The organism is Pedobacter miscanthi, from assembly GCF_032678605.1.
Classification (GTDB): domain Bacteria; phylum Bacteroidota; class Bacteroidia; order Sphingobacteriales; family Sphingobacteriaceae; genus Pedobacter; species Pedobacter miscanthi_A.
This window is the reverse complement of sequence record NZ_JAVTSU010000001.1, coordinates 343,158-367,208: the sequence shown is the minus strand read 5'-3', so window position 1 is coordinate 367,208 and position 24,051 is coordinate 343,158. Positions and strand designations below refer to the sequence as shown.

Genomic DNA, 24,051 nt, shown 5'->3' with positions numbered 1-24,051 from the left:
AGGCCAAATTCCCCTTTCTCAGTCTTAGTTGATTAAATTATAATAGAGTATTTACCGACTTTTGATGGCTCTTCTGCCAAAACGGTAGGTAAATGCGGCTTTACCATAAAGCATGTTAGAGATAGAAAATTTACTGATCTTATTTTGGTCCCCGTCGAAAACCTCATAGCGGTTCAAAAATCCTCCTCCAACCTGCACCTGTAGCCAAATTCCCCCAACTAACCGTTGATGCACCTGTAGCCCGGCATGTATCATAGAAAATTGAGCATAATCGATCTCTTTACCGGTAAAGCCAACATGGTTTTTCAGATTGAATCGGTTCCAGTCAATTGACCCGGCCACGCCTAAATGGGTATCTGCAGTTAAATGATATAAAACATTCAATCTTGGCCAGTAAAACTGGGCCAGCCACTTTTTATTACTGCTCTGGTATTCAAATGATATACCCGGGGTAATCAAAGTCTCGCCGAAGGATTGTAGTACGTGAACCCCGATTCCAATTTCAAGATTCGATTCAGCACCAAATTTTTTCGATACACCAACGATTCCGTCTAAAATCAAGTCGTCAAAGGAAACAGATTTTTTAAGATCAGAGGCAAGGGCCGGCATTACTATTCCCAGAATAGACCATTTGGCTGATATTGGATGCCGTATGATAATTACCGATTTTATTTCATGTATTTTATCGGGCAGACTACGATCATTTATTGCCTTTCCGCCATAATCGAAATCCATCAAACGGTAATTGAGGTTGCTCAAGATACTTGTTTTACCGACTTTAAAAGGAGGCAAAGGAAGCCATGCGTCATAAGTGTTCAACTGAAACTGATATCCGGTTGATGAACTTTGTGAAGACATGTCTTTAAAAGTTGATTTAGCATGAACGGTGGTTGCAATACCGCCAACATCCTCAATGATCTGGCTATGGCCTGGATTTGTAAAAAAGAGCAGCAATGCCAGAATACCAAGGTAATGCCATCTGGTTATCAATATGTTCTCATGATGGGAGAAAACACGGGCCCCGATGCTAATGCAGCATTTTGCAGCAATCATTTTTATCTTCATTTACATTGAATTTTAATGAAACAAAGGTCTGATGAAAGCCGTAACTACTTTAAAACGAAACCACTCTTTACTCGGACAAATCGTGCATAAAACGGTTTCGGTATTCGGAAGGTGTAACTCCGGTTATGTTTTTAAAGAGACGCCCAAAATAGCTGGGATCTCCATAACCGAGTTCGTAGGCTATTTCTGAAATGCTTTTGGTGAGATCCTGCAAAAGCAATTGGCTTTGGAGTATGCTTATTTTATTGATCCATTCCTTCGGACTAACTCCGGTAGTATCTCTCACACATCTGCTTAAGTAATTCTCAGAAACAGATAACCCATCTGCATAAAATAAAACAGTTTTGTACTTTAGGTGATTTTTATACACTAACTCCTTAAAATTGAAGGTGATTTCGGTACTTCGGTTTATCCCTTTATTGAAGATGCCGCTTGAATTAAAGATTTTCTGCAATCCCGCCTGCAAAAGCGAACAGCAAATACTAAGATCCATATTTGAACCCTGGAGCTCAATACGCAAAAGTTCAAATAAACCGGTTAGCCATATACTGCTCTCCTCAGACAAAAGGATAACGGTATTTACTGAAAATAACTTGATCAGCTCCTGTTTCGATAACAACTGATTGAGGATCTGCTCTTCAAACAGAATGATCTTACCCGCTGCATCGGGGCTTACTTCTTTTAGCGAGGTTATACTTCCCTGCCTCACAAATAAAATCTCATCCTGTTTTATCGATGCGATACCGCTATCCACCTGCTGTTTGGCATTTCCTTTGGTGATGTGAACAATGAAATTGAATTCGGGTCTGTGTAAAGGCGTGGGCACTTTAATGAATCCCGAGGTTTGCGCAATATCATGTATTTGAAGGGCCGACCCTAACGCCTTAAAATCGCCAGACAATTCCGTCATGTACTGCCCGCTAAATTCGGTTGGAGTTATTCTCTTTATTATAGCCACACTACAAAACTAACATCCAATAGTATACCATGCCTTTGTTTTTTAAAAAACAATTAAAATAAAGACTGATTTTCTGAAAGCGCTTCGACTATTCGGACGAGACCTGCATAACTACATATCTGTAAATACCTGATTATTAAATTTAAATTCAGGTAATGAAAATTATATTCAATAAAATTTGAATATAATAAGCACACTTATTATATTTGCACATACAAAAATCATAACATATATGTGGACGAAATCCTATTCAATCGTAACTAAAGACGCAACTAAAGAGCAAATGTGGAAACTTTTTTCCGATGTAAACAACTGGCATACCTGGGATGATGGAATAGAATATGCTAAACTCAATGGGAACTTTGAAGAAGGAAATCACATCGAGCTGATGCCAAAAGGCGGTCCAAAAGTTAAAATCAATCTACTTGAAACCGTTGTAAATGAAAGTTTTTTGGACGTTACCAATTTCCCGTTCGCCAAAATGTTCGACAATCATACATTTGAAGAAACCGAACATGGGCTTAAGGTTACAAATACTTTAACTGTTAAGGGCGCATTGGGTTTCTTATGGGTTAAACTGGTTGCAGGTAAAATGGCAGATGCGCTTCCGGTAGATATGATGAACCAGATCAAAACGGCATCAAGGCTCTAATCGCGGGCTGCAAAATCATGCAAAACAGAAGGAAATTACGGCTTATTGGCAAAAAATATGCAGCTTGCACTGATAAAATGTATTTTCCACCTGTTTGGTGATTTAGAACAAATAAATTGATGAACAATAAAACGATATTATGGAATCAGAATACAATACTTTTAGTGTAGAAAAGGCTGAAGACAGTTCGGGTTTTCTCTTATGGCAGGTTACAAATCTTTGGCAAAGGGAAATCAGAAAGGCGTTGGAAGAATATAATATTACCCATTCTCAGTTTGTGCTTCTGGCCAGTATACACTGGTTAAGTGTTCAAAAAAAAGAAATAACCCAGATTTTACTTTCAACGCATACCAAAATTGATCCGATGACAACATCATCGGTTTTAAAGACCCTTCAAAAAAAAGAGCTCATCCAACGAAGCGAAAACCTGACAGATACGAGAGCCAAAACAGTGGTATTGACAGAAGCTGGCCTGAAATTAATAGCAAAGGCTGTGGTAACTGTAGAAAAATTCGACCGTGATTTTTTCTCCATATTGAGCGATAAGGCCCGGCACCTTAACAAGGATTTGCTTGCAATACTTGAAAACCAAAAAAGCAGCAACAGATAGTCTTTTGCCAAAATCCCCTCATAAAACTCATTTACCAAGACAAATTAGATGGAAATGCTACTGTCCTGCCATAACTGGGCTTGTTTTTTCATCTATTTGCTTTTTATAATTATGACAGGCCTTATGCCAGGAATTTCAACAAAAGCACCCCCGCATTTAAGCTTTAACTAACAGGCGCTGCAAGTTTATATCTTTTCAGAATCAGATGATTATAATCATCGTCTGGAAAATTAAGTCTGTAACACATTATCTGCCAAAGAGCTGATCTGGACGATATCGAAGTTATTCCCATTATATTTGAAACAATCCTGAATTCCGGGGTTTTTAATCTCCGATCCGCCCACTGCTATCAGATCGCGATCCAAACAATCATTTTTGTATGAAGCAGCCCCTATACACTAAACCAGATTAATGTTTTTTGACATTTACTTCCTTAACGTTTTCACCGGCGGTTGGTTTTACTATTGGCACCTGCTTATCTTTCGCCGCCCCATAAGCACCGATATAGTTTTCATTACCTTCGAAGTCGGAGTTATTGAATGTAAACAACTTCTGCATTTTTTCCGGATGTACCATCACATAACGGCAGTTATTGATCTTATTGTTACTAAAATTGAAAGGAGTTCCATAACCCGCGCACCAGATAGCCGCTTCGTACGATCCTTGTATGAGTGTGTTTTTTAATGAAAATTCATTGAATGTTCCGAAAAGTATAATTGCGGTTTTGCTTTGAAAGAAAGAACAATGGTTTATAGATATCCCTTTGCCGGTTAACCATAACGATCCTTCGATGGGTGAGCCCTCCTTTTTTCCTATAAAATCGCAATATGATATTTCCAGCCCGGTTAATTTAGGATCACTTCTTCTGATTGGATAGTAGGCTGTATTATTCGCGTTGGAATTACCGGTAAACTTTAGTCCCACAAAATTAACGTTATGCTTTTCTACATCAAAGCCAACGGCACATACCAGGGGAGTTGAAATATTGTTGTCCGAAATGGAAGATATTACAGGCATTTTAGATTCTTTCCAACCCTTGCTTTGGGGTATTATCGTTGCTTCAATTGTATAGGATATCGTATCAGTTTCTGAAAGCATCGTTCGAATATGCATCCGGTTCTGGAGGATATAGTTTCCGGGAGCGAGCTTAATATGAATCGCCTCTAAGCCAGTAAAACTATTAGTTTTGTTTATTGCTTCTTCTAAACTGGCCAAAGGATGGTTTTTACTGCCGGTAGATCCGGCTTTCCCTTTCAGGGCATCTACATAAAGCGTTTGGGCATTTAAGATGCTTGATGTACCTGTTAATAACAATAAGCTCATGAATATCGGGAATATTGCTTTAAATTCTAAAATCCAATTTTTAAGTGTTTTCATGGTGCAAGTTTAGACTTATGGGCCAATTACCCGCTTTCAATTACTGCTCAAGTTTTTTCAATTCATATCACGCTAATCTACAGAAGGTTATGTATTTGCAGTCATATATTTACACAATAGATTTTTTACTAATTTAGACGCTTAATATATACCCTGTTTAGTATCCTATGAATGAATAATTTGGCGTTAAAACAATTATTAGATATTATTGAAATACAATTAAACTGGGGCGCCTCAGATACTTGGCTAAGCAGGGATTTTGAAAAACTTAATTTGCTGATCTCCGAAAAAAAAGGTTTCTTTAAGTGCGAGTACTTTAAGAAGGCTTTGGGGGAAAGTAGAATATTATAACCAACCCAGTGGTACAACCTTAGATACATTGGCACAGTTTGCAGGTTACCAAAGTTGGCGGGATTTCAATAAACAGTTTGAAATTCCCTCAGCAAAAAAAGCTGAACACTTTCGTTTTAAAGGGCTTTTTAATCGAAGGACTATGCAAATAATTGTTCTCGTGGCTGTAACTTGTGCCATTTTTGTTATGTTTTGGAGAAATATTATTGTCCAGCAAGTCGATGCACATAGTTATGTTCTACACAAACGGATTATCACCAAAGGTGTTCCTAATTCAGTAGTTTTTACCTATGATGCACACCTCTCCCCTACAGATTCCGTGTTTTTTCAGCAGTCGTGGGACAATAGTAAAAGAACCCAGATTGCTAAAAACAATCAGCTATATACTTCGATTTACTATCGCCCGGGGTTTTATCTGGCCAAACTGGTTGTTGGCAAACAAGTAGTCAAAGAAGAACCTGTAATCATTTCTACCAATGGCTGGCTGGGACTGATTTCAAAACAGCCTGTTCCGGTCTATCTTTCACAACAGGATTTTTTGTACAAGGCCGAACTTAATGTTACCGATGCGAAGATTACTGCTAAAGGGATTTCGCTTTATCCGGATCCACCGCGGGTAGAATTTTACAATGTAGGTAACTTTAGGCCAGTACCGCTCTCTGATTTTTCTTTCAGTGCAACCGTAAAAAGTTTCGCTCATAAAGAGACCGCAGCATGCCAATTGATAAAAGTAATGTTAATCACCGATGAAATGCCGGTCGAAATTCCTTTGTCGGCTCCGGGCTGTATTTCCAGTCTTGATCTGTATGATGGAGTAAACAGGATCTCTGGCAAGTTTACAGATCTTTCCGGATTTGGCACTAAACTCTCTGACTGGGTGAAAGTTTCCTGCCATTCAAGCGGGCATAAATTACAGTACTTAATAAATGGAAAATTGGTTTACGAATCTAAACTACCCGATGTTAAAAGGAATATTCTGGGTATAGGATTTAAATTTCAAGACGCCGGAGCTGTTAAAGAAATAAAACTGGAAAGCGGAAATTCAACTGTTTATAATCAAGAAATGGATATACTTTAATAATTGATATTAAAGCTGTCACCATACCAACGATAGAATATTTTTCTATACTGATTCATCCCGAATTTACTTCTGGTTTTGAATTATAGTACTACAATTAATTTACATCTTTCAAAAAGCCACGAATAATCCTGTCATTGCCATATATCTGGCATTGCTGCTTAAAAGTTTAGCTGGTTACTTTGTATCATATATTAAGCAATATATGTGGTAACCATATTTAAGTCAGTTCAAAACGCGTAAATTAATTAAAAGCATTATGATAAAAACAGTATTAATCACCGGGGCCAACAAAGGAATTGGTTTTGAAGTGGCCAGGCAATTAGCAGAATTTGGTTTTTTTGTTTACCTGGGGAGTAGAAATAAAGAACGTGGGGATGAATCTATTCAAAAACTAAATAGTTTGGGGTTGTCTAACGTCGAAAACCTGGTAATCGACGTTACTGACGGGGATTCTATTCGCCTTGCAAGGACAGCGCTAGAAAGCAAAATTACAAAACTAGACGTTTTAATAAATAACGCAGGTATTGGAGGTGAGCTTCCACAAGATTTTTCTACCTGTGACCTGGAAAACCTGCGCCGGATATTTGACACCAATTTTTTCGGCGCCATACAAACCAGTCAGGAATTTCTGCCCTTACTTAAGAAATCCGGTCAATCGTCCATTATCAATATTTCGAGCGAAGTGGGTTCACTTTCGGCTATGAGTGCACCGGATGGAAATACCAGCAGGCATAAATTTCATGCCTATGGCGCTTCTAAAACAGCATTAAATGCTTTTACGGTGATGCTCGCAAACGAACTGCTTGAAAGTGGCGTTAGCGTTAACAGTGTTACCCCAGGCCATACCGCTACCGACCTTAATGGGTTTCAGGGAACAAGAACGGCAACAGAAGGTGCTGCGCCAATTGTAAAACTGGCAACGGAGTTTTCTACCGGTATCACGGCAAAATTCTTTAAAGAGAATGGGGAAGCGAATTGGTAGGCACAAATTAATTTTCTAATAAATAATCATCAATCGAATATGCGAATAGTAACATTAGAAGAACATATTTCCTTTCCGGAAATGGCCGAAAAAATACCTAAACATGCTTTGGGTGGGTTTGGCCAATCGGAAAGGATGCAACAGCTTGCAGCGAAATTAGCCGACATCAGCGGCGAGCGTTTAAAATCGATGGATGCAAACGGTATTTCCATGCAGGTGTTATCTGTTGATAGCTCAGGCGCGAACCTGCTAAACCCGACTGAGGGCCCAGCCTTTGCCACATTGTATAATGACCTGATAGCAGAAAGGATCACAGGCCTGGAAAGCCGGTTTACAGCCTTTGCGCATTTACCTATGACTGCACCTATGGCTGCTGCCGACGAATTGGAACGGGCGGTAAAAAAATACAATTTCCGTGGCGCAATGATCCGGGGGCTTACACAAGGTAAATTTCTGGATCAAGCTGAATTCGAGCCCATATTTGAACGGGCCGAAAAACTGAACGTTCCTATTTACCTCCATCCGGGCTTGCCACCAAAGGAAGTGGCTGATATTTATTATAGTGGACTGCCCAATCATTCGGGCATGGCCGAGGCCCTGGCATGTTACGGTTGGGGTTGGCATGCTGAGACCGCCCTGCACGTTCTACGTCTTTTGTACTCAGGAATTTTCGACAAATTCCCTAAACTTAATCTGATTATCGGACATATGGGAGAAATGCTGCCTATGATGATGGTAAGATCAGAACGTGCTTTCCAGCCTGGCAACGGGGGCGCCAACCAGCGCTCACTTAGCGAAACTTTTCATCAGCAGGTTCATATTACGACAAGCGGTTTTTTTTCACAACCACCCTTAAAAATTGCTTTAGACACCTTCGGTATTGACAACATCATGTTCTCTGTTGATTATCCTTTCAGTACAAACGAGATGGGTATAGCATTTTTGAATGATATAGAGCTTGCGGAAGAATATGTGGCTAAGATTGCCCATGGAAATGCGGACAAGCTATTGAATTTGAAGATATAAATGTAATTTAGTGCTGATGAACAGCATTCCGGTAGATCAATTACAAAATAAAACAAGTATAAGTCTGCAGATCAAATTTTTCAGGCCAGAAGATAATGATGCAGCTATTTCACAAATAGCGCATCGCGACGATCATTATGTTTTTTTTCTACTAACCAGTGGTTCCGGAAGTTTAAAGGTCGACGCACAGGAGGTGATTGTAACCGGCAATCACCTTTATTATATCTTACCTACACAGGTTCATTACCGGATAAAAACGGACCAGGCAGAAGGCTGGTTCCTTGCAGTGGATACTTCATTAATTCCACCCGAATTGAGAGATGTCTTCGAACACCGCTCAAACCTCCAGGTTCCATGCATGGTAAACAAATTTGAATTAAAACAGTATTCAGATCTGCTGAATTTATTACATAAAATGTCGCGTGAACGTAAGGATGACAAGTATTATCTACAAATTATCCATAACCTTTGTCACACATTTTTGGCGATGGTTGCCAGCTCCTACCAGGCTGTAGAAACCATGAAGGATACCAGTACACGGTCTGCAGAACTTACCCGTTTGTTTAGAGATTTACTGACCACACATTCACACACGATTAAAAGCCCTTCACAATATGCCTCCATATTGAATGTTTCGTTAGGCCATTTAAACGAAACGATTAAAAAAGCTACCGGCTCACCGGTAAGCTATTGGATTGGGCAGGAAATATTGAGTGAAGCCAAACGCTTACTGAATTATACCGATGCCAGCGTAAAGCAAATTGCCCATGAATTGGGCTATGCTGATCCTGCTTACTTTATCCGCTTTTTCCGTAAAATGTCGGGATTATCGCCTTTGAGGTTTAGAAGGTTTTCTCAGAAATAGGTTCGGGGATTACATTTTCAACAAAGCTTTAACCGAACTTCTTTTTTGTCTTGATATCGGAATCTTTTGATGGGTATCATTTAGTATCAGATAGCCAGAGTCTTCATTAAGGATACTGCTAATATGCGATTTGTTCACTAAATGCGATTGATGGCAACGTATAAAACCATACGGGCTTAATAATTCCTCGTATTCATATAAAGGTTTCGAAATTAGATGTTGAGCTCCGTTAGTCAGGAAAAAAGTAGTATAGTTGTTTGAAGACTCACACCTGAGGATGTCTTTTACCGGAACGAGATAAGTTTCTTTCAAGGTTGGCAAAGCAATCTTCTGGTTTTCATCGGGTAATCTTTTATCTAATAGCTGTAAAAAATTGTTTATTCTTACGTTATTCTTTTGGGTATTTACCGATGCCTGTATCTTTTCTACTGTAGCTTTAAGTTCAGCAATATTGATTGGTTTTAATAAATAATCGAGCGCCGAAAACTTGATGGCCATTATACCATAGCTATCGTATGCGGTTACAAACACAACGTTAAGGTCAGGATTATTCAGCGATCTTAGCAGATCAAAGCCATTCTTTTCCGGCATTTCAATATCAAGAAATACAACATCGGGTTTTAATTTCAGTATAAAGGTTTCCGCCTCGTTGGCACTTAATGCTGTGGCTACCACGTCAATTTCTTCGCAATGACGTGCAAGCAAAGCTTTAAATTACTGATATTGATGGGCTCATCATCAACTATTATCGCGCTTATCATTTAGTTATCTATCCAATTGTGAAAGGTCAAAACGGCCTCCGTTCCCTGTTGTTTATTAAAATGAAGCGCTATCTCCTGCCCTTTCTTCATTTTATTAATGGTCCATATTCTTTCTGCTGTTAAAGAAAGTCCATAACCCGTTCCCAAGCTTTTTTCAAGCCAGGTTCCGTTATCCTTCACAACAATTACAAAAGTATTCTTTTCCTGCGTTTCTTTACAAATGATGAGTAAATGCCCCTTGTTGCCCAATCTTTTAAGGCCATGTTTAACCGCATTCTCTACCAGTGGTTGTATAAATAAGGTTGGGATCTGTATATCAACTGCATTAAGTTTAGCGGAAATCTCGATGTCCCACGAGAAATTAAATCTTAAAGCTTCTAAACGGATATACATACGCATCATCTCCAACTCCTGGTCGAGACTATTAAATACCTGCTGGCTTTTAGACAATGTTTTTCTCAGCAAGGAACTAAATTCCTGCAGATAAAAATTAGCTTCTTCAATACGGTCTGTATTCATTAACCCCTGTACGGAGCTGAGTGCATTAAAGGTAAAATGAGGGTTCAACAGCGATTGCAGCCTTACCGCGGCCTCTTCTAGTTTTTGCTGCTGTTTTCGCGATGATTTGATTTTATTTTTTAAAACTGCAGTAACCAATAGAAAGCCAAAAGCAATAACTACCGTAGAGATTAGAACATAGGTTACAGCCGATTGGTACCAGTAAGGGGCTATCCGAAGGTAACCTATACCTACACTCTGTTGTTGGAGAACATAGTTCACCCGCAACTGATATTCGGTATTCGCTGAGAGCTTTAAGGATTCGAAACCGGTCTTGCTGATTCCATGTTCAGACCGCCTTGTTTTTAAGTTCAGCAAGGTATACTCCACCTCCAGATCTTTAAATTTGGTATCTCCAACAATACTGATCTTCAATTGATCACCTGGTGATATCTTGAGTTCACCGGGATGATTATCCAAAGATGAAATCAGAAAGGGTAGCTCCTTGTTGTATCTCTGGCTATAAAGTTTAACTTTTGGGATAGCCTTTATCCTTTTAATGATGTACCGGCAAACAAGTGTATCCTTTTGTCGATCCAGTATATCCATAAAAACTTCTTTATTAACATCCAAATAAACCTGATTCGCATGTCCCGATAGTGCAACTTCCTTTACAGCTCCGGAATTTGAAGCACTTTGCGGCACGCTATCCTCAAAATACCATCGGTAATAAAGCTGATGGGATGATGTAGTAAAGGTGCTGGTCGGTCGGAACTTAATAAAACCTCCTATGGTATAGATCGACACTAATTTCCCCCGCACAGTGGTTTTCATTGAGCTGCCCGTGTTGCCTTCGCTTTCAATGTGCATATATGTTTTGTCTTGCCGGGCATAAGCACATTGAAGATAAACAACAAGCAAAAAAATAAGTGTGAGATATCTTCTAAACCGCATCTGGTGCTATGTAATTATTTCTGGAAATATTTTAAAATCCAATATAATGTATTCTACTGATATTTATTGTGCTTTGGCGATCGCAATCATTGCTTCCATTTCATTTATCAGTTCCTTATCGGATGAATATCCAACGCTCGAAAACCGAAGCTTGCCCTGCCTATCCATAACAACTTTAGCAGGGATTCCTGTTAGTTTAAAGGCTGCGGCAAGCGGAAATGTTTTAGGCTCCCTGGCGGTTGGTTTGTCGATCAATACATTAAACGGAAATCTTTGGCTTTTAAGAAAGGCTCTGATGCGGGCTTCAGCGTCATTTCCGGTTTCCCGGGTAGCGATAAATAGAAAAGCCACTTCGGGGTGCTCACTACTTAGTTTCCTCATTGCCGGCATGGAGGCAATACAGGGCATGCACCAGGTTGCCCAAAAATCGAGCACGATCACTTTTCCTCTCAGGCCATGAAGTGATACACGCTTTCCATTCAGGTTAAACAGGCTGAAATCAGGTGCTTTTTTATTAACTATCATTTTTTTGGCGATTTCGGTCTTGTAGGTCCTAATTAGGTTTTTCCGGATAGTGTCTAAAAAAAGAGATGCATTACTTTCATTCCTACCCTTCTTAATATATAACCGCTTGAGCTGCGTATCCATATTTGTATTTGATTTCCCCATTCTGGCCATTTTCAGCAAAATGTCGTAAGCCTTATCATCTTGTCCTGCAGTTTCTAACAGAGCGGTATACAATTCCAATGATGGCTGGTCCATATCTTGTAGTTCTATGTTTTTTAATGCTTTCTGCTCATAAAAAAAGGCGAGTTCATTTTTTCCTTTTACATGAAGTATTTTAGCGTAGGTTTCGTAATAGGGATAAGCAGCCATTTTCATAAATCTATTCCAATCCTCCAATGGGAAGTTGGCTGGTCGTGCTGATGCATCTTCTTTAAAGGAATCATATCGCTTTACGGTTTTTTGGGCAATTTCTTCCGTGTAATCCAGCTGTGCCGTGTCTTTATATAAGATATCTGCCGCCATGTTCAGATACGAAGTTTGATTAAAACAGTTTTTAATTGAATTGACATAAGATTCGAATTTTGAAAAAGCACCAGCACGGAGAAAAGACAGTGCCGTCTCCCCTTTTAGGACATCAATATCCTCCGCGTTTTTGATGGTATCAAGATGAAAATCTTTAATGATATGATCCATAGAAACTACATTTTTTTCTGGGTTCCTTTCCTTGCTCATGGCTTTGATTCTGACAGCAATTTCTGAGTTTTGTGCATTCGCGTGCCATGATATGCAAATAATCATCACGAATAACAGGGTTGTAATCCTTTTCATATTTTTTTGATTTATGGAAACGGCCGCTTTGATACTATTGGTAACCGTTTAGGTCAAAACTAATAGCAGGTACATCTAAAAAATAACCCTATTGTGAAAACAGCGTATATTGCTGTGAATTCTGCTCAACTCCTGATTATGGTGGTACCTGAAATACATTCTTCTTGTACTCCAAATCATAAGGCATGTGATAGAAAATAAAACTTATCTTTACATCAGCACAGCAATTAGTCAGCATAATGGAATCGTTAATGTCTTTATTTACCGAAAAATTAGGATTGGACATCAACCATTTTGAAATCTTCAGGGCTCAGCTAAAGGTCAAAAAACTAAAGAAAAAAGAACATTTGATCCGCGAAGGTTCGGTTTGTAATTTTATTGGCTTTGTATCTTCAGGCACGCTCCGGTCGTACGTGATGAACGAGGAAGGCGAATTCAATAACGATTTTTATTTTGATCATGATTTTGTAAGTGCCTATACCAGCTTTTTAACGCAGATGCCCACCAATTGCAATATAGAAGCATTAACTGATAGCATCATTTATACCATTAGCTCCGAAAAGCTCAATAAATTAATTACGCAGGATAGTGCCTTTCTTAAACTGGGCAAATATATTTCTGATCTGTATTTCATCAGAAAATGCAGACGCGAGACCTCTTTTTTAAAACAAACAGCGGCAGAAAGATTGGAAGGTCTGTCTACCCTATATCCAGGTATACAACAACGGGTTTCGCAATATCATATTGCTTCATATCTGGGCATTAAACCCGAATCGCTTAGCAGAATCAAACTCTTAACCTACATCAATAAATAACGTCTTATTTAAGCTGAATTTTACCCTTATTAATTCACTTAAATATTGACTTATGCCCATAATTGATTTAAAAGTAAGTGGTGAGGAAAACCCTGCCTTAGCACAAGAACTCGTAAAAGAAATCGGCCGATTGACAAAAGAGGTTTTAAACAAAAAGCCTGAAGTTACTGTCGTTACTCTGTCGTTCGTACCTGAGCACCTCTGGTTTGTTAATGCGGTATCCCTGGCCGAACTGAAAACAAAAAGTTTCCATCTGAACATTAAAATTTCGGATTCTACCAATCTTAAAACAGATAAGGCCAAATATATTGAGGCGGTACACCAATCGTTAATCTCTATTATTGGAGATGTCCATCCGGTAAGTTATACTGCTATCCACGAGATGAAAGCAGATGCCTATGGTTATGAAGGTTTAACGATAGAGTATAAGATCATCACTAATCAAAAGAAATAACTGTTTTCTGGAATCGCATGGCACTAACTTGCTATGTTATTCCTTTCGTTCTTATTAAAAACTTAACAAACATAAATATGAATCCACTAAAATTATTATCAATTATCTTGTTGATAACCATTCAAAAAAGTTTTGCACAACAGGCGGCTAACAATAAAAGCGCGATAAACGATATTATCAATCAGTACAGGGAAAGCGTTATTGAGAAAGACTCTGTTAAATTTTATAATTTGTTTAATGATGGCCCTGTTATTTGGTGTGCCGCAGTTAAAGACAGATCGCATGCCAAAGAGATAGAAAGAGATGGGATAAAAGCAACTGGCAGCAATTATTTTGCGGGAAGTTATAAAGGCTTTTTAAGGGGCTTATTCAAATATCAGTTAACCGAAGATAAGTTTGACAATATCCAAATTATTGAAGATGGTACCGTTGCCTCCGCAACTATGGACTATAGTTTTTGGGCAAATAATAAAATGACCAATTGGGGCAGCAAATACCTGGGTTTAATAAAAAGAGACGGTAAATGGAAAATCACCAGTGTAATTTATTCTTTAGAGCTTACCGAGTATTTTAAGCAACCCACCCTCAAAGAACGGATGAAATCTAGGTTGGGGAGCAAATCATAGCAACCTGTTCATTATTGTAAATTACAATGGCCATTATAATATAGATGGAAATGCGATAGACCCGGCAAATAAATTCGGTCTGCGTATTTCCATCTTGCCTGATAGATATGGATTAAAAAGCTCTTACCTACCAGAAAATTCCTCGAATGCCGCTTTTGCTAACTTAGCAATAACTGCATCCCGTTGCACGTCATCTGCATAAGAATCAGTAATCATCACCGCGATACAAAGGTGATTGCCGTTAGGCAGCGTTATTGTAGCGATATCGTTGGTTCCCGGCGACAAACCCTTTTCATTTGTTCCGGATGTACCCGACCGGTGTTCTACAATTGTTCCTATGGGTAAAAAGAACCTGATCCGTTTAGGTGTTACATAGGTTTCGCTCATCCATTTCCGAAGAAGATTATTCGATTTTTCCGAAAGTATTTTCTGTGTTAAAGTCATCTCCAGAAGCGCAACCAGAGATGATGGAGTAGTCCAATTTAGATATTGCCGCTCCCAGGATCCGGCCATTTCGTTTTCATTTACTTTCATCCGGAAATCGGTTATACCGAGGCCATTTATAAACTTTTGTACCACAACAGGACCTTTTACCAGTTTCAAAAGCAGATCACATGCATTGTTATCACTTTTGGTAACCATGTCTTCCAACATTTCGCGTACGGTGATATACACATTTCCACCAGGGTATTTATCATAGAGTGCACTTACCGTTTTGTGGAGATCAGCTTTTCGGACAAATATTTTCTGGTCGAGTTTCAATTTCCCTTCGTCAACCTGTTTTAATACCAGCATCGCAATTGGGAACTTGAATACGCTTTGCATCACATAATGTTCCTCGTTGTGGAAACTAAGGGTATCACCCGTTTCAGGGATTTTTATAAAAACACCGAGATGCCCTGCCGAGTTATCTGATAACTTACTGATCAGCGACCTCAAAGCCGGATGCTGCGCGTAAACAGAACATATTACGAAAAACAAAACAATAATTGAAACTAAGCTCTTTTTGATCATAAAAGTCTTTTTTTAGAGGGGGCTTTACCTATTTTTTTAAAATTCCCTTTGCAACGCTTTCTTTTAATAAGTCTTCTGCATAATGCCAGATGGCAGAAGAACCATCATTTATCACTTTCTTTTTCTCATACACCTTCTGAAATGGTACATTATATTCTGCCCAGGTTCCACCCTTGTTAGATGCATTCTGTAATAATGGTTCAAACCTATCCATGGCCCTTGCAAACCTGGCTTCTTCAGTAATACCTTCCTCAAACTCTTCCCATATTGCGATAAATTCATTTGCTTGCTCAGCAGGCAGGATTCCAAATATCCTTTTTGCCGCAATAAGTTCTTCTTCGGTATTGGTGTGGCTCTTGCTGGTATCGTAGATAAAAGTATCACCCGCATCAATTTCTACAATATCATGGATCAATACCATTTTAAGCACCTTCAGAACATCTATCGGTTTGTTCGAATGTTCGGCCAGTATGATCGCCATCATGGCCAGATGCCAGCTGTGTTCCGCATCATTTTCAGGTCGGTCGCTATTAAATAATTTTGTTTTTCGCTGAATATACTTCAACTTATCAATCTCTTTTATAAAAGCGACTTGTTTTAATAAATTATCGGAATCCACTTTGTTTTTGAATTTATTTACGCTTAAATTGTTATAAGGATCAAAGATAGTTGTTGCGCACAACATTGTCAGATCTGTAAAGAGTATTAACAACAAAAACATGTAATAATATTCCTGGAGCCGCATAAAGAATATGCCCACATTTAAAGCAAAAACATTTTAAAAGCAAAGGAAGGTGCCATCGAGTGATAATACCTTCCTTAATTCCTCCAAACAATATTCCTTTAAGTCGTTATTGGGTGATTTTTACAATAGCGGTAACTTCTATCTCAATGATTACATCACTCCGAAATAAACCTTTTACTTCAACAAGTGTACTTGTTGGTGGATGATTTAAATTAATGAACTGATCTCTGGCTTCTCTGTAGCCCGCTATTTGTGAAATATCAGAGGTGAAAATCCCAAGTTTTATGATATCCTCCATGCTGGCGCCACAGGCTTCCAAAATATCCCTGATATTTTCAAAAATCTGAATGGTCTGTGTTTTTACATCTTTACCAACTAACTCACCCTGTTTATTAAGGGGAATTTGCCCCGATAGGATAATCATTTTCTGATCACCAAACGGGATTTCAATCGCCTGTGACAAGCCCTTTATTGCAAATACTTTTTCTGAGTTTTTAAATTGTAGCATAACTGTTTATGAATTATTTTTTTTTTACAAAATTCTACTAAATATGATACAATGAGATTGTTTAAAACGCCATATTTCATGACTTTTTGTGTCAACTGAAAAAAGATTTACAACAAATTAGGACCTATAAATTATATACTTTTGTCAAAACGCAGGTGCATGGATGTTGTAAAACAAGTAGCAGATCAAAGTTCATTTCAGGGAACACACATTATTTTAACTTCAAAGGAAATCGGCACAACAGAGATTTGCCGCCAACAGCATAAAATCCCTTTTCATAAACAGAATACGTTAAAAGAACATTTTTTGCTATTTGCAGTGGAAGGAGTTAATGAACTTCACATTGGGAATCATTTTTTTCGGTTAAAAAAGGGTGAAATGTTATTGATAAAAAAGGCAACTTATGTAGAGATTGTGAAAACTGGTGATGCAATGGATGGTTATATGTATGAAAGTGTTTCTTTCACTTTAAAGAAAGACATTATCATCGATTTTATAAAATTGATTGAGATGGATGATTATCCAAGAGAGACAGGTTTAGATGAAGAAATGATTATTCATCCATACGGAGGCCGTTTGCAATCATTCCTGGCATCTATGAAACCTTATTTCGACGACAACCAAAATGTAAAGACTGGCTTGTTTAAGTTAAAAATCCTGGAATTACTTTATGGCCTTTCCCAGGAAAATCCAAAGTTTTTACAGCAATTGATAAACCTTAACCGGTATGAAACTAAAGATTTATTAAAAACTATAGAGGCACATTACCTTCAGCCTTATACACTGCAGCAATTGGCCCATATTTCGGGAAGAAGTTTATCGACCTTTCGGAGGGAATTTGAATCTCTGTTTCAGATCACACCCGCCAAATGGATACAGGCAAAGCGATTGGAAAAAGCCAAAAGCCTGTTCTTTTCTACTCAACTAACCATTGCAAATGTATGTTATGAAGTTGGTTATGAAAATGTTTCACATTTCTCACGCCTGTACAAAAGTCATTTTGGATACAGTCCCAGCGAAACTAAAAAACATTGCGCGAGCTGATTCACAGGTAATCTCCTTAAAAAGTATTTTGTAATGTATCTTAACGAACCTGGCATCATCCGTTTCTGTTAGGGTGCTCAACATACCAGCAAACGTGGGGAAGACTCTCTATTAGAGAAATCCCCACCTGGCTAATTTTACTTTATTATCTACCCTTAAACATTCATTATTCAGGTTAATTCAGTGTTCCGAACAGTTTCCATGCCAGCAAGCTCAAAAGTAAGATTTACGGAGCGCCCGCCCAGCGGCCTGGTACGGTGATTCACATTTGCAGGGATTGTGAACAGTTGACCTGGTTTAAGCTCTACAGTTCGGTCTTCAAGGTCAATTAACAAAATCCCTTCGGTTACTAAAAAGGTTTCGTCGCTATTAGGGTGGTAATGCCAATAAAAAGGCTCTGTCATTACGCCCACCCTTACAACATGATCGTTGAAAAATGAAAGTGGAATATTTTTGTTGCTGTCGAAAGCCTGCGTTTCCTGTTCGATATCGACTACCGTTAGTGGTGTTATTATTTGGGCCATTTTATTAGGAATATTTAAGACAAATATAATTGTTGGGTGATTAATAAGCATAGTATAATGCATCTTATGGAGAATTTCGGCTAAAAACGGAATTAATACATTGCATAATGATCTACCTTATCTTTTTATTTAATCCGTAGTATGTGGTCTTCATTAAGGTTATAGACTAGACCAGTAACCCGAAATATGTATATTTGATGTGTTTATGATCAAGGAAAAACGTTTCGAATATATTATTGCCAGCCTGAAAGAAAACGGAGAGATTTCATATGGAACGATGGCGGCTGAGCTCAAGGTTTCAGAGGATACTATTAGAAGAGACATTGATTATCTCCATCAACATGGCCTATTAACCAAAGTGCGTGGAGGTGCTATAAAAGTGGATAAAAATCCTTTATCCTTTAGCGACCGCGAAGAAGTACAGTATTCAGAAAAGGAAAAGATTGGATTAAAAGTTCAGGGGTTACTAAAAAAGGGCATGACAATTTTTATGGATGGGGGAACAACAGTATGCAGTATAGCTACAAATTTCCCCCTTGATTCTGCCTTTCGCATTATCACAAACAACCAGGCACTGGTACCAATCATCTCCCGTTTTAAGGATATAGAACTCATAGTACTGGGCGGAGTATATAACAGAGATGCCCAAACAAACGTAGGAGCACAAACTTGCAAGGATGCTGAGGGTTTTGTTGTAGACATCTACCTCATGGGAACTTGCGCCATTTCCAGGGAATTTGGAATCACAGCTGCTATCCGCGAAGATGGCGCGGTGAAACAAGCGATGCTTAAGGGTGCCAAGAAGGTTATTGTTGTAAGCAATAGCAAAAAGATCGGCACAAATGAAGTATTCCGGGTTTGCGATTTATCTGATATAGATGTGGTGGTGACCGAACTGCCAAAGGATGATCCTCAACTAGATCCTATCCGTTACACGGATCTTAAAATAATTTAATACTGTTTCCTTCTTAGTTCTGAATTTTTAAGGTTTGCAAATTTAAACAAATTTGCATAAAATCGCATAAATAATCTTTACTCACATTCTAATCAAACAACTATGTGAGCCCACAATATTTATGCATATTTCAAATCCTTCGTTAAAAAACAAACCACATTTCACTATATTGGATGGACTTCGTGGTGTGGCCGCTATGATTGTAGTGGCATTCCATATTTTTGAGCCTAATGCTTCAAGTTCACATGATCAGATCATCAATCATGGGTACCTCGCAGTAGATTTCTTTTTTATTCTCTCCGGGTTTGTTATTGGATACGCTTATGACGATAGATGGGACAAACTGACTGTTGGAGGTTTTTTCAAGCGCAGGCTGGAGCGTCTGCAGCCAATGGTTATTATGGGAATGATTATTGGTGCATTGCTTTTCTATTATTCTGATTCCCCAAAATGGCCGCTTATCCACACAATACCTATATGGTCGGTGATATTGACTATGATAATAGGGTTTACACTCTTGCCAATGCCTCCGGCATTTGATATCAGGGGATGGCAAGAAATGCATCCTTTGAATGGTCCAGGCTGGTCACTCTTTTATGAATACATCGCTAATATACTTTATGCATTGGGCTTAAGAAAGTTATCTAAAACTGCCTTAGGTATATTGGTGGCCATTTTCGGTTTATACCTGGTCTATTATGCGGTTACTTCCCCCAGCGGAGATTTGATGGGCGGATGGACATTTAATTATGAGCAGCTGCACATAGGTTTTACTAGGCTGTTGTTTCCTTTTTTTGGAGGACTGCTACTTTCCCGAATGGTAACAATAGGCAAGTTAAGCAATTCTATGCTGATCAGTTCTTTGATGATTTCGGCGATACTTTTCATGCCAAGAATTGGTGGTGAGGAAAATAGATGGATGAACGGTTTGTACGAATCACTTTCGATTGTACTAATCTTCCCCCTCATCATTTATATTGGTGCCTCTGGCCAGGTGACTGGTAAAATCGGAAATAAAGTCTGTAAATTCTTAGGTGATATTTCCTATCCGATATATATCACCCATTTCCCCCTTATTTATTTATATAGTGCCTGGATCAGTAAAAATCCTAACGCAGGAATATCACAAAAAATTGCTTATGGAGGGCTCACCTTTTTATCAGCATTACTGATTGGATATTTTACGCTGAAGTTTTATGATGAGCCGGTAAGGAAATGGTTGAGGAAACGTTTTGGGAATGCTTAGTTGATTCATAACCTTTTTTATCATCAATACTCGATCCGGGCCCGGATCGAGTATTGCACTATGTTATTTTACATTAATCTGAATGGAAATTATAATGTTACAGCTGCTTGATTTTTATATTTTTAAAAGAAACGCCTTTGTTCCAATCCTGAAGAGCGATTTGACCTGAAGTAAATTTGCCGAACTCAGGAAAGTTTTTGAAACTGGTAGCTGCAACCGCTTCTTTCCACGCAGCCGTCTTCAAATCTTGGTCGGCCGTTTTAACACCATTCAAGAAGAACTCGATTATGCCATTCTGCTGACGGATTATGGAATGGTTCCAGCCACCAGCAGGAATAGTTTCTACTTTATTTAGTTGTTTTGCAAATCCGTACAGGCATCCAGAACGTTTCATCTCCAATTCATAATCATGGTGGGTTCTATCCAAAAGTTGGTATTCTGGTCCAGATGCCCAAGCCGTTGGAATATCTTTACGTTCCAGTACATTTATGAACACACCGCTATTCCCTTCCTTAGAAATTTTCCAGTCGAACCTCAATTCATAATTTTTGAACTTTGAATTTGTAACTAAATCCCCATGAGCTGCACCAGTTCCTGGAATACAGCGCAGCTCTCCATTTGAGGCCCGCCATGCAGAAGGAATATTTCCCTGGTTATAAAGATGCCACCCCTTCAATGTCTTGCCATCGAATAATAATTTGAAACCGTCTTGCTTTTCCTTTTCACTAATTCTATTATCGCTAATACTTTGCGAATATACTGCAGTTGAAACGGTTATGAGGAACAGCGCTCCGATACTTGATAATTTCATCCTTGAAATGTTTTTAAGTTAAATTCATAAAAATGCTATATTATGCAAAATTGAATAAAAACGCAAATTTACCACCAATTATATGACCTCGATGTATCTTGTCGTAAAAAAAAACTATTATCCAAAACCTATGTATAGACCAAGCTAATTGTATTGAATTTGTTTTATAAACCGAAGTAATATGCAAGACTTATTTCGAAATTTTCAAATCTGCAATACGTTTCAAATCATCAATAAAAAAGTTCGTTAACTGTCTCGTCCGGAGCACCTCACGAGACAAATCAGTTTTTTCGCTGTTTGTCTCGTTTTTTATTCTCCGTAACTCACTGTTAATAATATACACTAACTCTGCTCCTTCATTCATTCTTGGTGTTCGATAAGTTCCGCCACTATACACCAATTTTTCGGGGAAAATTGCCGCGATAATTTCACGTTTTAGGTGAATATCTGCCTCGAGTTAGCCTATTGATTTTTATCGAATTCGTTTTCAGATAGCTCATAACTGCTTCCGCATGCTTTGTTTAACCTTTTCCCTATGCTGCTCACCCCAGGCATCCAATTCGCCCAGTACCTTTTTTAAAGTCAGACTATAATCAGTTGCTTCATAAATAATACTCACCGGCGTAGTGGGATATACAATACGTTTGATAAAATCGTTTAGTTCTAAATCTTTTAATTCTTTCGCCAGTACTTTGGATGAGATGCCGACAATCTCGTTCTGTATTTCATTGAAACGTTTTGAGGACTGCACGAGGGAAAGGATCAAAGCCAGTTTCCATTTTCCATTAAGAACATACAGTGCATCCAAAACATTTTTAAGTGAGCCTGCGCATTCTGTCTTACCTGGAAGGTTACCGTTTTTTATGATTTTCATGATCACAAATATAGGCACTTACCTCAACGTAAACACTTACCTTTAGGTAACGACCAACTTTTTACCACCTGTGCACCTTAATTTTGCAACTGATCATTAATCAAATAAGTTTATGAAACACATCCTTCATTTAAAATCAAGCATACAAGGTACCACATCGTATAGTATCAAATTAGGACATGCCATTGTCGAAAAAATTCAGGATAAATATCCGGGCAGTACACTTGAAGAATTGAACCTTGTGGATATAGATATACCACACCTTACACCCGAAGTGCTCCGTACATTCTTTATTCCAGGTGATCTGCTGACTGTAGAAGAAAAAGAATCCATCCGCCTCTCTGACGATTTGGTTAAGCAATTACTCGCGGCAGACATCATCGTAATTGGCGCACCGCTGATCAACTTTACCATTCATTCATCACTAAAAGCATGGATTGATCACATTACCCGTGCAGGAATAACTTTTGGCTATAGTGAAACCGGCCCAGTGGGGAAAGTAACAGGGAAAAAAGTTTATGTAGCCATGTCATCCGGTGGCGTTTATTCGGAAGGGCCAGGGAAAGCCAATGACTTTGTTGCACCTTATTTAAAGGCTTTTCTTGGGTTTTTAGGGATGACAGACCTAACGGTATTCCGCGCTGAAGGATTAAAAGTGCCTGGCATTAAGGACTACGCCTTTGATAAAGCTGTTGAAAGTATAAAAATCACTTAAAATCTTCCTGTAGTTTTATATTTCAATGAAAGTGTTTCTTTCTGCTAAGCGATACGGATAGACTTTCGATGCTCCTCTGCCCAATCTGCAAGCACAAGTATAATGGGTTGGGTAGAGTGCCCGTATTCAGTTAATTCATAGTTTACGGTGAGGGGCTGGCTTAAGGAAAAGGACTTTCTAACTAAAGAATTAATTTCCATTTCTTTCAGCTCTCTGCTCAGCATTTTACCAGAGATACCTGTCACATCTCTTAAAATATCCGAATAACGTTTCGGGCCGAAAAGAAGACAGGTGATAATGGATATTTTCCATTTACCGCCCAAAACATACATCGCATCGTGCACACCCATTATCGCCTTTTTGCAATCGTGGGTTGGTGTTGGTGTTATTTTCGCCATAACTCTTGTTACCTGTATGTCACCATTAATTCCTGTTTGTTTGTGACAAAAGTATACCAAAATTAACGAGGTTTGCCGGATAAAAAAACAAAAAAATGAATTTAATTGAAAATCTTAACTGGCGATATGCCACAAAAAAATTCAATGATCGCAGAATCTCTCCAGAAACGATTGGCAAACTGATTGAGGCCATCAACCTTTCAGCAACATCGACTGGTATCCAGCCTTTTCGCCTGCTGGTGATTGATCATCCGGAGCTTCGCCTTCAACTTGCAGAAGGTTCATTCAATTCACAGATTTCAGCCTCCTCACACCTCCTTGTATTTGCAGCTTTTGAAAAATTAACGCTCCAGAATATCGAAGATTACATGAATCACATCGCATCTGTTCGCGGTATCGATGTAGATGGCCTATCGGATTTCAAGATGGCCCTGGTGAATGGTTTGTTGAACCGCAGCGATGAAGAGAACTTTCAATGGGCCACAAAACAAGCCTACATTGCGCTTGGTACGGCTTTAATTGCAGCAGCAGATCTGAAAATTGACTCAACTCCAATGGAAGGTTTTGATTCAGAAAAATTTGATCGCTTGCTTGAACTTGATAAAAAGGGACTAAAATCTGTGGTAACATTGGCAGTAGGTTACCGCGATGAGGAAAATGATGTTTTCGCAAAGTTTAAAAAGGTACGCCTCCCTGCAGAAGAATTTGCTACTTATATCAGTTAATTTGACTGGGATACACTCACCAGCATCATAGGGGTTATTTTCTTAGGGAATGTAGTTGACAAAATGATTCTGGCAGCATAAA

Annotated in this window: 27 protein-coding genes; 14 read left to right on the top strand and 13 right to left on the bottom strand. The window is 38.7% G+C overall.

What is annotated here, in order from left to right:
• Positions 1-51 precede the first annotated feature (51 nt).
• Together R2R28_RS01345 and R2R28_RS01340 are read right to left on the bottom strand one after the other, a co-directional pair.
• Positions 52-1,065: a DUF6268 family outer membrane beta-barrel protein gene (locus R2R28_RS01345; RefSeq protein ID WP_316823905.1), complete on the bottom strand. Its 1,014-nt coding sequence runs from the start codon at positions 1,063-1,065 to the stop codon at positions 52-54.
• A gap of 67 nt (positions 1,066-1,132) precedes the next feature.
• Positions 1,133-2,023: a helix-turn-helix domain-containing protein gene (locus R2R28_RS01340; protein ID WP_316823904.1), complete on the bottom strand. Its 891-nt coding sequence runs from the start codon at positions 2,021-2,023 to the stop codon at positions 1,133-1,135.
• A gap of 232 nt (positions 2,024-2,255) precedes the next feature.
• Here R2R28_RS01340 and R2R28_RS01335 point away from each other — a divergent pair, with 232 nt between their 5' ends.
• Positions 2,256-2,675 carry an SRPBCC family protein gene (locus tag R2R28_RS01335; RefSeq protein ID WP_316823903.1) on the top strand — a complete coding sequence of 140 codons (420 nt, stop codon included), beginning with the start codon at positions 2,256-2,258 and terminating at the stop codon, positions 2,673-2,675.
• A gap of 139 nt (positions 2,676-2,814) precedes the next feature.
• A complete protein-coding gene (locus tag R2R28_RS01330) occupies positions 2,815-3,285 on the top strand; it encodes a MarR family winged helix-turn-helix transcriptional regulator (protein WP_316823902.1) in 471 nt (156 codons plus the stop codon).
• Between the two features lie 408 nt (positions 3,286-3,693).
• Here R2R28_RS01330 and R2R28_RS01325 read toward each other — a convergent pair whose 3' ends face one another.
• Positions 3,694-4,662, bottom strand: coding sequence for a hypothetical protein (locus R2R28_RS01325; protein ID WP_316823901.1), 969 nt, complete (start codon positions 4,660-4,662; stop codon positions 3,694-3,696).
• A gap of 493 nt (positions 4,663-5,155) precedes the next feature.
• Here R2R28_RS01325 and R2R28_RS01320 point away from each other — a divergent pair, with 493 nt between their 5' ends.
• The 4 genes from R2R28_RS01320 to R2R28_RS01305 all read left to right on the top strand — a co-directional run bounded on the left by R2R28_RS01320 (position 5,156) and on the right by R2R28_RS01305 (position 8,967).
• A complete protein-coding gene (locus tag R2R28_RS01320; protein ID WP_316823900.1) occupies positions 5,156-6,091 on the top strand; it encodes a hypothetical protein in 936 nt (311 codons plus the stop codon).
• Between the two features lie 259 nt (positions 6,092-6,350).
• A complete protein-coding gene (locus R2R28_RS01315) occupies positions 6,351-7,076 on the top strand; it encodes an SDR family NAD(P)-dependent oxidoreductase (protein WP_316823899.1) in 726 nt (241 codons plus the stop codon).
• 39 nt (positions 7,077-7,115) lie between these two features.
• Positions 7,116-8,102 (top strand): amidohydrolase family protein, encoded by a 987-nt coding sequence (locus R2R28_RS01310; RefSeq protein ID WP_316823898.1) that lies wholly within the window; start codon positions 7,116-7,118, stop codon positions 8,100-8,102.
• Positions 8,103-8,118: 16 nt separating this feature from the next.
• Positions 8,119-8,967, top strand: coding sequence for a helix-turn-helix domain-containing protein (locus R2R28_RS01305; RefSeq protein ID WP_316823897.1), 849 nt, complete (start codon positions 8,119-8,121; stop codon positions 8,965-8,967).
• A gap of 9 nt (positions 8,968-8,976) precedes the next feature.
• On the opposite strand, the gene R2R28_RS01300 is transcribed toward R2R28_RS01305, so the two are convergent.
• The 3 genes from R2R28_RS01300 to R2R28_RS01290 all read right to left on the bottom strand — a co-directional run bounded on the left by R2R28_RS01300 (position 8,977) and on the right by R2R28_RS01290 (position 12,515).
• Positions 8,977-9,672 carry a LytTR family DNA-binding domain-containing protein gene (locus R2R28_RS01300; RefSeq protein WP_316823896.1) on the bottom strand — a complete coding sequence of 232 codons (696 nt, stop codon included), beginning with the start codon at positions 9,670-9,672 and terminating at the stop codon, positions 8,977-8,979.
• A 56-nt stretch (positions 9,673-9,728) separates the two neighbouring features.
• Positions 9,729-11,096 (bottom strand): sensor histidine kinase, encoded by a 1,368-nt coding sequence (locus tag R2R28_RS01295; RefSeq protein ID WP_316823895.1) that lies wholly within the window; start codon positions 11,094-11,096, stop codon positions 9,729-9,731.
• A gap of 147 nt (positions 11,097-11,243) precedes the next feature.
• Positions 11,244-12,515 carry a TlpA disulfide reductase family protein gene (locus tag R2R28_RS01290; RefSeq protein ID WP_316823894.1) on the bottom strand — a complete coding sequence of 424 codons (1,272 nt, stop codon included), beginning with the start codon at positions 12,513-12,515 and terminating at the stop codon, positions 11,244-11,246.
• Positions 12,516-12,766: 251 nt separating this feature from the next.
• Between R2R28_RS01290 and R2R28_RS01285 the strand changes: the two genes are divergently transcribed.
• From R2R28_RS01285 to R2R28_RS01275, 3 genes are all read left to right on the top strand, one after another.
• Positions 12,767-13,330, top strand: a complete 564-nt coding sequence (locus R2R28_RS01285; RefSeq protein WP_316823893.1) for a Crp/Fnr family transcriptional regulator — start codon at positions 12,767-12,769, stop codon at positions 13,328-13,330.
• A 52-nt stretch (positions 13,331-13,382) separates the two neighbouring features.
• Positions 13,383-13,784: a 4-oxalocrotonate tautomerase gene (locus tag R2R28_RS01280; protein ID WP_316823892.1), complete on the top strand. Its 402-nt coding sequence runs from the start codon at positions 13,383-13,385 to the stop codon at positions 13,782-13,784.
• 77 nt (positions 13,785-13,861) lie between these two features.
• Positions 13,862-14,410, top strand: a complete 549-nt coding sequence (locus R2R28_RS01275) for a nuclear transport factor 2 family protein (protein WP_316823891.1) — start codon at positions 13,862-13,864, stop codon at positions 14,408-14,410.
• 123 nt (positions 14,411-14,533) lie between these two features.
• Here R2R28_RS01275 and bla read toward each other — a convergent pair whose 3' ends face one another.
• The 3 genes from bla to R2R28_RS01260 form a co-directional block, all read right to left on the bottom strand.
• The gene (gene bla / locus R2R28_RS01270) at positions 14,534-15,424 is read right to left on the bottom strand and encodes a class A beta-lactamase (RefSeq protein WP_316823890.1); all 891 of its coding nucleotides are present in this window, start codon (positions 15,422-15,424) and stop codon (positions 14,534-14,536) included.
• 28 nt (positions 15,425-15,452) lie between these two features.
• A complete protein-coding gene (locus R2R28_RS01265; RefSeq protein ID WP_316823889.1) occupies positions 15,453-16,043 on the bottom strand; it encodes an HD domain-containing protein in 591 nt (196 codons plus the stop codon).
• A 232-nt stretch (positions 16,044-16,275) separates the two neighbouring features.
• Complete coding sequence (locus tag R2R28_RS01260) at positions 16,276-16,677, bottom strand: RidA family protein (RefSeq protein WP_316823888.1); 402 nt, start codon at positions 16,675-16,677, stop codon at positions 16,276-16,278.
• Between the two features lie 159 nt (positions 16,678-16,836).
• On the opposite strand from R2R28_RS01260, the gene R2R28_RS01255 reads away from it, so the two are divergent.
• Positions 16,837-17,721: an AraC family transcriptional regulator gene (locus R2R28_RS01255; RefSeq protein ID WP_316823887.1), complete on the top strand. Its 885-nt coding sequence runs from the start codon at positions 16,837-16,839 to the stop codon at positions 17,719-17,721.
• A 170-nt stretch (positions 17,722-17,891) separates the two neighbouring features.
• On the opposite strand, the gene R2R28_RS01250 is transcribed toward R2R28_RS01255, so the two are convergent.
• Complete coding sequence (locus R2R28_RS01250; RefSeq protein WP_316823886.1) at positions 17,892-18,245, bottom strand: cupin domain-containing protein; 354 nt, start codon at positions 18,243-18,245, stop codon at positions 17,892-17,894.
• Positions 18,246-18,450: 205 nt separating this feature from the next.
• Between R2R28_RS01250 and R2R28_RS01245 the strand changes: the two genes are divergently transcribed.
• The gene (locus R2R28_RS01245; RefSeq protein ID WP_316823885.1) at positions 18,451-19,200 is read left to right on the top strand and encodes a DeoR/GlpR family DNA-binding transcription regulator; all 750 of its coding nucleotides are present in this window, start codon (positions 18,451-18,453) and stop codon (positions 19,198-19,200) included.
• A 121-nt stretch (positions 19,201-19,321) separates the two neighbouring features.
• On the top strand, positions 19,322-20,446 hold the full coding sequence (locus R2R28_RS01240; RefSeq protein ID WP_316823884.1) for an acyltransferase: 1,125 nt from the start codon (positions 19,322-19,324) through the stop codon (positions 20,444-20,446).
• Positions 20,447-20,543: 97 nt separating this feature from the next.
• Here the strand turns inward: R2R28_RS01240 and R2R28_RS01235 are convergent, their stop codons facing one another.
• On the bottom strand, positions 20,544-21,257 hold the full coding sequence (locus R2R28_RS01235; protein WP_316823883.1) for a DUF1080 domain-containing protein: 714 nt from the start codon (positions 21,255-21,257) through the stop codon (positions 20,544-20,546).
• A gap of 496 nt (positions 21,258-21,753) precedes the next feature.
• Complete coding sequence (locus tag R2R28_RS01230; RefSeq protein ID WP_316823882.1) at positions 21,754-22,131, bottom strand: helix-turn-helix domain-containing protein; 378 nt, start codon at positions 22,129-22,131, stop codon at positions 21,754-21,756.
• 112 nt (positions 22,132-22,243) lie between these two features.
• On the opposite strand from R2R28_RS01230, the gene R2R28_RS01225 reads away from it, so the two are divergent.
• Positions 22,244-22,846 carry an FMN-dependent NADH-azoreductase gene (locus R2R28_RS01225; RefSeq protein ID WP_316823881.1) on the top strand — a complete coding sequence of 201 codons (603 nt, stop codon included), beginning with the start codon at positions 22,244-22,246 and terminating at the stop codon, positions 22,844-22,846.
• Positions 22,847-22,890: 44 nt separating this feature from the next.
• On the opposite strand, the gene R2R28_RS01220 is transcribed toward R2R28_RS01225, so the two are convergent.
• Positions 22,891-23,244: a helix-turn-helix domain-containing protein gene (locus R2R28_RS01220; RefSeq protein ID WP_316823880.1), complete on the bottom strand. Its 354-nt coding sequence runs from the start codon at positions 23,242-23,244 to the stop codon at positions 22,891-22,893.
• A gap of 95 nt (positions 23,245-23,339) precedes the next feature.
• Between R2R28_RS01220 and R2R28_RS01215 the strand changes: the two genes are divergently transcribed.
• Complete coding sequence (locus R2R28_RS01215; protein ID WP_316823879.1) at positions 23,340-23,969, top strand: NAD(P)H-dependent oxidoreductase; 630 nt, start codon at positions 23,340-23,342, stop codon at positions 23,967-23,969.
• The last annotated feature ends 82 nt before the right edge of the window (positions 23,970-24,051 follow it).